Origin of the sequence: Streptomyces sp. NBC_00440, from assembly GCF_036014215.1 — a bacterium.
Lineage (GTDB): Bacteria > Actinomycetota > Actinomycetes > Streptomycetales > Streptomycetaceae > Streptomyces.
Genome location: NZ_CP107921.1, coordinates 7,945,393 through 7,957,368, shown reverse-complemented (window position 1 = coordinate 7,957,368; position 11,976 = coordinate 7,945,393). Strand labels below are relative to the sequence as shown.

8 protein-coding genes are annotated in these 11,976 nt (G+C 70.0%); 3 read left to right on the top strand and 5 right to left on the bottom strand.

Going from position 1 to position 11,976, the window contains the following annotated elements:
- Positions 1 to 196: 196 nt before the first annotated feature.
- Positions 197 to 814, top strand: coding sequence for a transglycosylase SLT domain-containing protein (locus tag OHB13_RS35280; protein WP_328379884.1), 618 nt, complete (start codon positions 197 to 199; stop codon positions 812 to 814).
- 226 nt (positions 815 to 1,040) lie between these two features.
- On the opposite strand, the gene OHB13_RS35275 is transcribed toward OHB13_RS35280, so the two are convergent.
- Both OHB13_RS35275 and OHB13_RS35270 read right to left on the bottom strand, forming a co-directional pair.
- Positions 1,041 to 4,430, bottom strand: coding sequence for a S8 family peptidase (locus OHB13_RS35275; RefSeq protein WP_328379883.1), 3,390 nt, complete (start codon positions 4,428 to 4,430; stop codon positions 1,041 to 1,043).
- A 150-nt stretch (positions 4,431 to 4,580) separates the two neighbouring features.
- Positions 4,581 to 5,585 carry a helix-turn-helix domain-containing protein gene (locus OHB13_RS35270; protein ID WP_328379882.1) on the bottom strand — a complete coding sequence of 335 codons (1,005 nt, stop codon included), beginning with the start codon at positions 5,583 to 5,585 and terminating at the stop codon, positions 4,581 to 4,583.
- 286 nt (positions 5,586 to 5,871) lie between these two features.
- Here OHB13_RS35270 and OHB13_RS35265 point away from each other — a divergent pair, with 286 nt between their 5' ends.
- The gene (locus OHB13_RS35265) at positions 5,872 to 6,993 is read left to right on the top strand and encodes a PP2C family protein-serine/threonine phosphatase (protein ID WP_328379881.1); all 1,122 of its coding nucleotides are present in this window, start codon (positions 5,872 to 5,874) and stop codon (positions 6,991 to 6,993) included.
- A 167-nt stretch (positions 6,994 to 7,160) separates the two neighbouring features.
- Here OHB13_RS35265 and OHB13_RS35260 read toward each other — a convergent pair whose 3' ends face one another.
- From OHB13_RS35260 to OHB13_RS35250, 3 genes are all read right to left on the bottom strand, one after another.
- Positions 7,161 to 7,661 (bottom strand): hypothetical protein, encoded by a 501-nt coding sequence (locus OHB13_RS35260; protein WP_328379880.1) that lies wholly within the window; start codon positions 7,659 to 7,661, stop codon positions 7,161 to 7,163.
- Positions 7,662 to 7,932: 271 nt separating this feature from the next.
- Entirely contained in the window at positions 7,933 to 9,555 is a 1,623-nt protein-coding gene (locus tag OHB13_RS35255; RefSeq protein ID WP_328379879.1) for an amidohydrolase, read from the bottom strand.
- Positions 9,556 to 9,713: 158 nt separating this feature from the next.
- Positions 9,714 to 10,433 carry a TetR/AcrR family transcriptional regulator gene (locus OHB13_RS35250; RefSeq protein WP_328379878.1) on the bottom strand — a complete coding sequence of 240 codons (720 nt, stop codon included), beginning with the start codon at positions 10,431 to 10,433 and terminating at the stop codon, positions 9,714 to 9,716.
- 68 nt (positions 10,434 to 10,501) lie between these two features.
- On the opposite strand from OHB13_RS35250, the gene OHB13_RS35245 reads away from it, so the two are divergent.
- Complete coding sequence (locus OHB13_RS35245; RefSeq protein ID WP_328379877.1) at positions 10,502 to 11,941, top strand: purine-cytosine permease family protein; 1,440 nt, start codon at positions 10,502 to 10,504, stop codon at positions 11,939 to 11,941.
- Positions 11,942 to 11,976: the final 35 nt, after the last annotated feature.

Here is an 11,976-nt window from a genome sequence, read left to right as displayed (position 1 = left end):
ACAATTGCCAACGCCCAAGGCGGTCTCGCAAGGTGTTGGACGTACCGGGGAGCCGAGCGCCGGACCGGGCGAACACACCGCCCGCCATCCAGACACCGGCCCCACGACACGCACCACGGCCCCCACCGGCCCACCCGTGTCGCCGACCCCCCAGTCGGCCTCCCCAAACGACGTCCCCGAATGGAGAGGTACACCCATGACTGCCACCACCCGCCACACCCTGAACCTCCGCAAGACCACCATCACCGCCATCGCCACCGCAGCAGCCGCCGCCTGCGCCCTGACCCTGGCCCCGCACGCCCACGCCGCCGAGCACACCCCCACCGCGCCCGCCGCGGCCTCCGCCGTCACCGCCGCCCAGATCACCAAGCAGGCCGACCACGCAGCCAAGGCCGCCCACGCCAAGCAGGCCGCCCACCACACCGCGGCGAAGAAGGCCCCGACGGCCAAGCACGTCGACGCCGTCTCCGCGATCGTCAAGAGCACGAAGTACAGCAACAACCTCGACGGCTGGATCAAGGAATCGCTGGCCATCATGAAGGCCAAGCACATACCCGGCAGCTACGAAGGCCTGCACCGCAACATCATGCGCGAGTCCAGCGGCAACCCCCACGCCCAGAACAACTGGGACGTCAACGCCCAGAACGGCATCCCCTCCAAGGGACTCCTCCAGGTCATCCAGCCCACCTTCGACACCTACCACGTCAAGGGCACCAAGAACAGCCTCACCGACCCCGTCGCCAACATCGTCGCCGCAGCCAACTACGCCGCCGACAAATACGGCTCGATGGACAACGTCAACTCCGCCTACTGACCAAGCGGAACCCCCACACCCCACGACCACCTGAGTCCGTGGGACGGCCAACCCCCCAGCGGGGACGGCAGGACTCAGGTCCAGGCGAGGGCTGGAACAGGTTCATGAGTGAACCCGTTCCAGCCCTCGTCCTCATTCCCCGCCACACACCAGATGACCACAGGTGGGAAAAGCAGATGGCCGGGCGGCCTCCCATCGTGGGAGACCGCCCGGCCGGGTTGTGTGGTTACCGGACGTCGTACGCGCGGGTGATGGTCTGGGTGACCGCGTTGCCGTTGGCGTCGGTGAAGTCGGCCTTCGTCGTCACCTGCTTGCCGGAGGCGCCGGTGAGGTCGAGGACGGCTGTCCACTTGCCGTTCCGCAGCTGGGTCGGCGCCTTGGTCCAGGTGGTGCCGCCGTCGTAGGAGTAGGACAGTGCGGCCGCCGTGACCGCGCCCGGGGTGTACCCGGCGTGGCCCTCGACCGACAGGCCGACCTTGGTGCCGCTCTGCGCGGGCAGGGTGTTCAGGTTGTCCACCGGTGCGTTGTACACGGGGAACAGGAGCGGCAGGCCGCGCGAGAAGACATCCGGCTCCCGGTGGGAGCGGAAGCGCCAGGTGGTGGTGACTGCGGTGGAGCGCAGCCAGTTCCGGTCCGCGGTAGGAATCTTGTCCAGGTTCTGGGTCAGTTCGTACGCGGAGTCCTCGTCCGGCACGGTGAACACGTCGGCCGGATAGGCGCTGGTGGCGATCTCCTCACCGTTGCGCTTCAGCACCAGATTGCCGAGGTCTCCGAAGGACCCGCCGTAGGACCAGTGATCGCCGGATCCGTCGATCCAGAGCGCCGTCTGGATGCCGATCTGGCTGCCCTGCCGCTCGGCGGCCAGCATCAGCTTGCCGTCGGCGTCGCGCGGCGCAGCCGGCCTCACGGGACCGCCGTACCACTTCTCCGCGCGCCGCTGTCCGGCCCGGTAGGTGCGCTCCTGGTCGCCCATGAACGCGCCGAACGGGAGACTGGTGATCGCGCCGTGGTACCAGGCGTCGTTGCCGGTCGTGTAGTACGCGGTGCGGGTACCGGGCACGTGGACCGGGCTGGCAGCGGTCACGGGGAGGTAGTCGCCGGTGGCCCCGGAGGGGCGGATGAACATCGCGTCGTAGTAGTCGCCTTCCTTGCCCATCGCGTTCCACGTTTCGGCGACCTGGGCCAGCTTGGAGTCCCTGGGCTTGTAGACCTGGTCGGAATGGAGCGGGCCCCGGGTCGGGAACGACAGGTTGTAGACGTACGGCGAGCCGCCTTCGGAGCCGGTCGCGCGCCAGGTGGGCCGGAACTCGAAGGTGCCGTCCGTGGCACGTCCTTCCACGTCCGCGTAGAACTTCTGGACGGTGGCGCCGGCCACGAGCGATCCGGATATCTGCCAGGTGTTGTCCCATGTGCGGGCGTAGCTGAACGACGTGTTGACCACCGTCGAGGGGCGGTCGGTGCGCAGGCTCAGCTGGTGGGCCTTGCGGGCGTCGAGGACGACGGTGGTGTCACGGGTGATCCGCAGCTGCGGATTCGCGAGGTAGCTGACCGACTCGGGCGCGTTTGCCGCGTCGTAGCTCCCCACGAAGCTGCTGAGGGAATAGTCGCCCGGGCGCACACTGTACGTCTGGTCGGTCGCGCCGTCGTTGGTGCGGCGTTCGCCCTTGTTGGTGTCGAGGCTGACCAGGTCCAGGGAAGAACTGCCGCCGGCGGGCTTGCCGTTGCGGTCGATGACCTTGACCCGGAGGGTGACCGTCTCCGGCTGGACGTAGAGCGTGACGGGCACGGAGACGTGCACACCACCACCGGTGGCCAGGATCCGGCCGGTGACCGCACCGTACTGGCCGTCCTTCAGCTGGGCGGTGGGGTCGACCCCCAGGGGCACCTGGGCGGTGGCTCCCGCGGGGACCTTCACCTTGCCCTCGGCCAGCTTGACGATGCCGGAGTGGACATCGCTGCCGTCGTTGCCGTGCACACCGCTGACCTTCAGGCTCAGGGTGAGGTCGCCGCCACTGGTGTTGGTGAAGGGCACCTTCACGGTGGTGCGATCCGAGGCGTCCTGCGGCCAGTTGTAGCTGCCGGCCTGGACAGCGGGTGCGGAGAGCACCTTCTCGTTCACCGCGCCGAGCACGTCGAGCACCCCACCGCCGGTCTGGTCGGCGCCGCCGACCTTGCCACCGGTACGGGCGGACGACACCAGGGCAGCCTTGATCTGCTGGGCGGTCCAGTCCGGGTGGGCCTGGCGGACGATGGCCGCGGCGCCCGCGACATGCGGGGTGGCCATGGAGGTGCCGGACATCGTCTGGTAGGCGTAGATGCCGCGGCCGCCGGCCTTGGCCGCCAGGATGTCGACGCCGGGGGCGGCGATCTCGGGCTTGAGGGTGTGGGTGACGGCCACGGGGCCGCGGCTGGAGAAGTCCGCGGTGGTGTCGTCGTGGTCGACGGCACCGACGGTCAGCACGCTGGGCACACAGCCGGGCGAGGAGACCGTCTCGGTGTTCGAGCCGGCGTTGCCGGCGGCAACGACGAACAGGGTGTGGGCGTTCTGCGAGAGCTGCTCCGTGGCCTGGGCCACCGGGTCGGTGCAGTCTCCGATCGTCGGGTTGCCCAGGCTCATGGACACGACGTCAGCCTGCTGGTCGACCGCCCACTGCATACCCGCGATGATCCAGGAGTCCTGGCCACTGCCCTGGTCGTCGAGCACCTTGCCGATGAGCAGGGAGGTACCGGGGGCGACGCCCTTCTCCCGGCCGTCGCTGGCCGCTCCGGACCCGCCGACCGTGGAGGCGGTGTGGGTGCCGTGACCCACCCGGTCGTCGGTGGTCTCCGAGTCCGTGAAGTTCTTGGCGGCGGCGACTTTACCCACCAGGTCGGGGTGCTCGGCGTCCACGCCCGTGTCCAGCACGGCGACCTTGGTGCCCTTGCCGTCGTAGCCGGCCGCCCAGGCCTCCGGCGCGTGCACCTGAGCGGTGGACTGGGCCAGCGTGGCCCTGGCCTTGCCGTCCAGCCACAGCTTCTTCAGCGTGGAGGAAGAACGTGAGCGGGTGTCGGTGATGTCCTGCCAGAAGGTGGCGGCGGTCTTCTTGCCTGCCTTGAGCGCGACGCCGTCCACAGCCGGGAGGCTCAGGCCCCGCTCGGAACCGCGAGGGGCCGCCGGTACGCTCTTGGCGACGTTCACACTGTTCCGGTAGGTGGCGATGAGCGGCAGTGTGTCGGTGTGTGCGTCGTCGTATCCCTGGCGGATGAGCCCGGTGACGTTGAACAGTTGCTCGTCGACCTTGCCCTCGGCGATCGCCCGGGAGGCGTCATCGGGGTAGACGTAGAGGTCCTTGCCCATCTGATACGTCTGGACCATCGGCTGCGTGCCGTTTTCGCGGGGCAGCACAGTCGCAGAGCTGTGCCCCGACTTGTCCGTGGTCACCAGTACCTTGTCGCCGGTGACGAGCGTGACCGTCGCCTGCTTGCCGCCCGCTGCTGCCGTCCCGCTGCCGACGATGGGTCTCTTCCCCGAGGCGCCGTCAGGCGGCGTACTCGCCACCCCGGAAGGCGCGAAGGCGGTGACGGCCAGGGCGGCGGCGGTCACCGAGCCCAAGGCTGTACGCATGATGGAGCGCATGAATCTCCCCACTAGATACCGTGAACATGCCGTGCTGCCGCAGCAGCCTGGCAGACATGCGGATTTCATAGGGATGCCGCGTGTGACGGGTTTCCCGCATGTCGGTTTTCCGTCACGCGGGCAGCGGGCGTCCGGCAGAGACCGAGGAGATCAGAGCCAGCCCGCCCTTGCGGCGTACCAGCCGAGTTGCAGGCGCGAGTCTGCTCCGGCGAGGTCCATCAGACGGCGCATCCGGCGCTCCACGGTGCGTATGGAGAGGCCCAGTTGGGAGGCCGCCCGCCGGTCGGAGATCCCTGCCAGCAACAGGGCCAGGACCTCCAGTTCCCCCTGGGTCGGGTGCGGTTCGGCTGTCGGCTCCGCGCGTACGCCTGTGGCGGTGGAGTACAGGGGCCGGGCGTGGCTCCACTCCCTCTCGAAGAGATGGACCAGGGCCGTCAGCAGACCGCTGCGGTGCACCACGATGGCGCTCGGCTCGCCGCCGGAGTCCGCCTTGTCCAGCGGCACCATGGCACGTTCCCGGTCCGACACGATCATCTTCAGCGGCAGTGAGTCGGCCACGCGAAGCTCAAGACCCGCCGCGATACTCGCCCTCACGTCACTCGCCACGTCGGGACCGTCGAGATAGTTCTTGGCGGCCACGACCCGGAAGTCGACCCCGCGGTCCAGCGCGGAACTCTCCGACATGTCGGCCTCCTCGCGGGGCACCGCGATGGGCTCGCCGACGAGAAAGACAAGCAACTCCCGCTGAGCGCCGCGCTGCAACTGGTGGAACCGGTGTGCGACCTGCTCCACACCGACGACCACCTCCACGACGCTTCCCGCAGGATGTGCGGCAGTACTGCGGTACTGCTCGGTCAGCATCGAGAACGCGGTTTCGGCCCGCTGCAGCGCGTTGCGCTGCTCGACGAGGAGCGGGGCCAGGGCCACTGAGGGTGGTGTGAGCCGGTAGCGGCCGGCCGGGTCGGGTGCCTCGCTCCCGGTCTCGGTGGCGACCGCCACCAGGCCACGTGTCACCAGATCGAGCAGGATACGGGTGGTCTCGGCCTCCTCAAGTCCGGTCTGCCGGGCGAGGCCCTGCGCAGAGGCTGTCGGACGGGCCAGCAGCGCGGTGTAGATGGCCTCTTCGGCCGGGCCCAGTCCCAATGCCTGCAACATCCAGCTCCCCCCTCGGGCGGCCGCCGTGTCTGGCCTTGGCGCGGCTCGGGTGGACCGAGCAGATTCTTCTCGGCCGGACACTATCCCAACCGCCGGAAGGCCATCCCACTGCCAGGACCTCGCCATCGGCTGCTGCCTGCGAACCGGGCCGTGAGGAGGGCACGGACCGCGCACCCCGCACGCAGCACTGGTCACCGCGCGGCGGACGTCGACCGGCGGGGCGCAACTCGCCCACGGCCGGGCCTGCCTAACGTACGGGGCGTACACCACCTGTCCAGGAGGTCCCGTGCCCCATCAGCTCCCGAAGAGATTCGCGCGTCCTTTCGAGGCCATCGAACCACCGCGCAACGCCGAAGTAGTGATCGGCGCGGTGTCGGTGACCTTCCTGGTGGTGCTCCTCGGTGCCCTGTCCGAGTCCCCGGTGTGGCTTCTCGGGCTCCTCGTGTTCCTGCCGGGTACGGCGTCCGCGCTGTGCACCGTGCGCCAGACGACATTCGTGGCCGCATGGACCACGCTCGTGGTCATCGTCACCGTGCTGGTCCGGCACGGTGACGGGCGGTCATGGCTCGACCAGATCTTCATGATGCTGCTCACCCTCGCCCTGGGCGCGGCCTCCGTCTACGCCTGCCACCGCCGTACCCTCCGCGAGCACGAGATGCTGCGGCTGCGCTCCACCGCTGCGGCAATACAGCGCCACATCCTGCGCCCGCTGCCTCAGCTCACCGACGACGTGCTGGTCGACGGCGTGTACGAGCCCGTACAGGAGGACCGGCTCGTTGGCGGCGACATCTATGACGTCGCCGTCTCCCCGTGGGGAACCCGGGTTCTGATCGGCGATGTCCAGGGCAAGGGCCTGCCCGCGGTCGGCGCCGCGTTCGCCGTCATCGGTACCTTCCGTGAGGCGGCACACCGGGAGCCCACGCTGACCGCGCTCGTCGATGCCCTCGATGCCTCTGTCGTACGGCACAACTCCTACGCCGCGCAGACCGGCGACGACGAGCGGTTCGTCACAGCGCTCATCGTGAACGTCGACGCACACGACGAGGTGCAAGCCATCAACTGCGGGCACATTCCACCGCAGTTGATGGACAACGCCACCGTCATCACACCGGCCCTCGGCTCCGGCGTCCCCCTCGGTCTCGCCGAACTCGCCGCCGAACCCGCGACCGTCGACTGGTTCGCCTTCCCACCCGGCGCCACGCTGCTGCTGACCACCGACGGGCTCACCGAGGCCCGCGCCGCCGACGGCACGTTCTACCCCGTCACCGAACGCCTCACCGAGCGCGTGTCCCTCTCCCCCACCGAGCTGCCGCAAGCCCTCTACGACGACGCGCGCGCCTTCGCCGGCGAGGGCAGCCAGCACGACGACGTCGCCATCCTGTCCGTCCGACGGTCACCGTTCCGCTGAGCTCACCTCGGCGCCGGTCACACAAGGGCGACCGCCGTGTTGTTCCGGCCGTTCGCGCACGTCGACACGGTGCGTACGCGAACGGCCGGCCCCTCGCGGCCGAGTGCCCCTCAGCCCTGAAGCAGGCGGCGCCTCATGTGCCGCCCCGCGGACTCAGCGCCAGGTCACTAGGGGTGGTAGATCTCCTGCATGGCGGTGACCTGGCTGTGGCCGTTCACGCGGTAGTAGAAGTACGGGCTGTTGGCGAGCTTGTGGTTCACCAGCCACTGCGGGGTGACCTTCACGGTTGTGGTGTCCTTGAGGACCTTGACGGAGGCGCCCGAGGCGAAGACGAGCGACCGGGCCGCTCCCTTCGGGGTGTAGACGACGTCCTCGTCGTTGTTCGCGTTCACCTTGCACGTCTCGGGGGTGACGCGTACGACGGTCTTGCCGTGGAGGTTCTTGGCGGAGTCCAGCTTGAAGAGGGTCTTGTACCCCGCGGGCAGGTGGCACGGCTGCCAGTGAGTGCCCGCACTTCCGGAGGCGGCAGTCGGCTGTCCGGCCGCGGTGGACACGGCCGGTGTGCTCGCCGCTGCCCTCGGGCTGGCGCTTGAGGACCCGCACGTGGTGGCGAGGAGCGCGGCGGCCGAGGCGAGAACGACGGCGGCGGAGACGTAACGGTGGTTCATGAACATCCTCTGCGACGAAGATCGGCTGACGCTCAGGGAGATACCGGTCCGAAGTGAAGGGTTTCAACCGGCTGCCGGCTGTGACCGGACGGTGACAACCGTCACGCCGCGGAGATGATCGGCCGGCCTGGCCGACCCGTCGGCGCAGCCCCTTGGACAGGGAACGGCACGGACCTCGGCCACGCTCATTCGCCGGCTCGGGACCGGCTGCGGCGCCCCCTCGCGGGACCGGAAGGCTGCCTGCTGCCTTCCGGCCGTGCGGCGGGGCGTGTCACAGGGTCGTGTCGCGGTGGGTGGGGCGGCCGTCGAGGACCGTCAGCAGGACGGGCAGGTCCGGCAGTTCGGTGGCGGCGGTGGTGAGCGGGTTGTCGGCGAGGACCGTGAGGTCGGCGCGGTAGCCGACGGCGATGCGGCCGGCCTCGTGCTCCTCGCCCGCCGCGTGCGCGGCATTGACGGTCATGGCCTGGAGGCACTCCAGCGCCGTGAGCGCCTGGTCGGGGCCGTGCGGGGGCTGGGTGAGATCACGGCTGGGGCGGCGGTGGCGGGCGCCCGCCATGGTGCCCAGCGGCGGGTAGGGAGCGATGGGCCAGTCGGAGCCGAGGACGACGGTGGCACGGGAGTCCCACAGGTCGCGGCAGCGCCAGGCGAGCAGGGCGCGCTCCTCGCCGAGACGGCGCGACCAGTTGTCGGTGTGGTCGGCCCGGGTGAAGTCGCAGCAGTGGGTGGGCTGCATCGACGCGATCACGTCGAGCTCGGCGAAGCGGCGCAGGGTGTCGTCGGGCACGGTCTCGATGTGCTCGACCCGGTGCCGCACCCCGCGGTCCAGACCGGCCTGGGCCTTCTCGACAGCGTCGAGCACATGCCGTACCGCCGCGTCACCGATGGCGTGAGTGGCGGTGGGCACGCCGGCCCGGTGGAGTTCACCGACGATGTGGGTGTACGCGTCCGGGTCGGGCCAGAAGGCATGCGTGGACTCGCCGTGGCAGTCGGGGCGCTCCAGCCAGGCGGTGCCGTTGTCGATGGTGCCGTCCATGAACAGCTTGACGCCCGCGGTCTGCCAGAGCCGGCCGCCGGTGCCCTGCTGCTCGATGAGTCCGCGCAGCGCGTCCGCGTCGGTGCCGGGCTGGCACCAGGGGGCGACCCGCAGCCGCAACGGCAGGTCACCGGCCGCGTCGAGCTCGGCGTACAGCGCGAGGCTGTCGCCGTTGGCGTCCATGGCGTGGCCGCCGGTGAGCCCCGCAGCAGCCATGCCGCGCAGGGTGGCGGCGAGGCGGTCGCGGCGCTCGGCGTGAGTGGGCTGTGGTGCGGCGCGCTCGACGAGTTCACAGGCGGCGTCCTCCAGGAGCAGCCCGGTGGGCCGGCCCGCGTCGTCGCAGACGACCTCGGCGGCCTGGGCGAAGGCGCGCGGACCGTCGACGCCGGCGAGTTCGAGCGCGCGCGGGCTGGCCAGCATGGAGTGCGCGTCGAAGAGCTGCAGGAGGGCCGGTACGCCGTCGAGGACGGGAGCGAGAGCGGCGGTCTCGACGGGCCGGTCCCCGAAGACGTTCGGGTCCAGGCCCCAGCCGTGCAGATACGCGCCGGGCGCGAGGTTACGGACCTCGCGGGCCAGCGCCTCGCGCACCGCGTCCAGGTCTGCGCAGTGCGACAGGTCGAGCCCGTGGGTCAGCTCGGCGCCCGAGACGGGGTGGAGGTGTCCGTCGACCAGGCCGGGCGTCACCACGGCCCCCTTGAGGTCGATCACCGTGGTGGCGGAGTCGGCGAGCGCGCGCATCTCGCGGTCGTCGCCCAGGGCGCGGATCCGCCCTGCGGACACGGCCAGGGCGGTTTCCGGCAGGAACCCGCCGGTGACCGGGTCGAGCAGACGGGCGGAGAGCAGGACGAGAGGGATGCGCACAGCGGCTCCTCAAAGGGTGATGGGAATGGGTCGGTCGGGGATGGCGGGCAGTGCCTGGGGCGGTCGCGCGACCGGACACGGCCCGGCGCCGTGGCACTGGTCGGTGGCGTGGCACTGGTCGGTGGCGTGGCACTGGTCGGCGGGGCCGGCCGGCGGTACTAATCGACGGCCGACTCCGTGCCGGGATCAGCGGCCGAACCGGCGGGTGAACCGGCGGACGTTCCGGTGGATGCGTCGGCGGATGTGTCGACCGGCCGGCCGAGCGCGCCGCAGGCCAGCCCGAGTTCGCGCTCCGCCGTGATGACGGCCATGTACCTCACGGCCTCCGGGTGGCTGCTGATGTCCGTGTTGGCGTGGACGCCGAGGCCGTCGAGTACCACCAGGATCTGAATGGCACTCACATACGGGTCAGCAGTACGGAATTCAGCCTTGTCGACGCCCTGCCGCACAAGGTCCCCCAGCCGTCCGCGCCACAAGGCCTCCTGCTCCGCGACCCGGTCGCGCAGCACGGGCCGGTAGCGGCTGAGGTGCCGCGCGTTGATCCAGAGTCGGCTGAGGTCGTCGTACGCCTCACCTGTCGTGTCGGCGAAGAACCGCGCCAGGTGCTGCGTGGGGCTCCCGTCGGGCCGCTCGGCCGGCAGGAGGGTGTCGAGTTCGCCGCTCGCGGCGCTGCCGAACGCCTCAGCCACGAGGTCCTCCGCCGAGGGGAAGTAGTGGCTGATCAGTCCGGGCCGGACGTCGAGCTCTTCACCGATCCGCCGGAGCGTGACGCACTCCAGGCCCTCGGTCAGGGCGACGGCGGCGGCCGCGGCAACGATTTCCGCACGTCGGGCGGCTGGTGGCTTCCGAACTCGCTTGCGCTGAACGCTTGACGACATACCCCGGATGCTATTGAGTGTGCGACCAATAAGCAAACAGTGAGTGACGACCACCCTCGGAGGACCTCATGGCGTCCACGATTCCCGACCCGCGCCCCGGCACGTCCGACGCAGTCCCATCGGAGCGTGCGGTCCGTATCGAGGCCCACGGCATCGACCACATCCCGGAGGCGGACCGGCACGGCAGGGCGCGGGAGCTGTTCTCCGTCTGGGCGGCGGCCAACGTCAACTACCTCAACCTGGTGGTCGGCGGCGCGTTGATCCTCATGGGCCTGAGCCTGTGGCAGGCCCTGTCCGTGCTCGTCGTGGGCAACCTCTTCTGGGTGCTCACCGGGTTTCTCGCCGTCTCCGGACCGGCTGCCGGCGCCCCGAGCGAGGTGATCACGCGGACCATGTACGGCATCCTCGGCAATCGGGTCAACAACGCGGTCGTCGGCTGGATGATCTCCGTCTGTTACTTCGCCCTCAACCTGTCCGCCGCCGCGGTCGCCGCCTTCTCCCTCGTCGAGAAGTGCGGCATCCCGGCGACCACCGGCGTCAAGTGCGTTGTCGTGGTGGTTATCGCCGCCCTCACCCTGACCATCAGCGTCTATGGGCACGCCACGATCGTGAAGCTCTACCTTCCGATCACGGTGGTCCTCACCGTCGCCTTCGCCGTCGTGGCCGTCAGCGTGGTCGGGCACACCGACTTCTCGTACGTACCCACGAAACCGCTGACCGGTGTGGACCTGTGGGCCACCCTTATCGCCGGGGTCACGCTCACCGCATCGGGCCCGCTCTCCTACACCACCAGCGCCGACTTCTCCCGCTACCTGCCCAGCACGACGCCCCGGAGGGCGATCGTGGGCTGGACCGCGCTCGGCAGCTTCCTGCCGAGTGTGGTCGTCTGTTCCCTCGGCGCGTTCGCCGCGACCACGGTCGACATGACCGACCCGCAGGCCGCGCTGGCGAAGATCCTGCCGGTCTGGTTCACCCCCGTCTTCCTGCTCGCCCTGGTGCTCGGCACGATCTCCATCAACGCTCTGACCGCCTACAGCGCCGGGCTGGCCCTCCAGGCCGTCGGCATCCGTATCCGCCGCTCCGTCAGCGTGCTCTTCGACGGGACCGCCGCCGTCGCCCTGACCCTGTACGCGCTGCTCGTGTCCAACTTCCTGGACACCGTCAGCAATGTCCTCCAGCTGACCGTCGTACTACTCGGCCCCAGCATGGCCATCTACGCCACCGACATCCTGCTGCGCCGCAACCGCTACGACGGCCTCGCGCTCACGGACGAGGCCCCCGGCAGCACCTTCTGGTACACCGGGGGCGTCAACTGGGCCGGCGCCGGCGCGCTCGTGGCGGGCGTCGTCGCGTCCGCGCTCTGTGTGAACACGCTGTACACCGGCCCGATAGCAGCCGCCCTGGGCGGAGTTGACCTGGCGCTGCCCGTCGGCATGGTCGTCGCGTCGGCCGCCTATGTGATCCTCATGCGTTCACTCGGCGGCCTCGGCACGGCCGTGCGCGCATAGCCTCCGTACGGCCCTGCGGGCACTGTCCCGGCCTG

Bases quoted from the DNA above. Each gene is read 5' to 3' on its own strand.
- OHB13_RS35245 (WP_328379877.1), top strand. From the start codon at position 10,502: ATGGCGTCCACGATTCCCGACCCGCGCCCCGGCACGTCCGACGCAGTC.
- OHB13_RS35270 (WP_328379882.1), bottom strand. From the start codon at position 5,585: ATGTTGCAGGCATTGGGACTGGGCCCGGCCGAAGAGGCCATCTACACC.
- OHB13_RS35280 (WP_328379884.1), top strand. From the start codon at position 197: ATGACTGCCACCACCCGCCACACCCTGAACCTCCGCAAGACCACCATC.
- OHB13_RS35260 (WP_328379880.1), bottom strand. From the start codon at position 7,661: ATGAACCACCGTTACGTCTCCGCCGCCGTCGTTCTCGCCTCGGCCGCC.
- OHB13_RS35250 (WP_328379878.1), bottom strand. From the start codon at position 10,433: ATGTCGTCAAGCGTTCAGCGCAAGCGAGTTCGGAAGCCACCAGCCGCC.
- OHB13_RS35275 (WP_328379883.1), bottom strand. From the start codon at position 4,430: ATGCGCTCCATCATGCGTACAGCCTTGGGCTCGGTGACCGCCGCCGCC.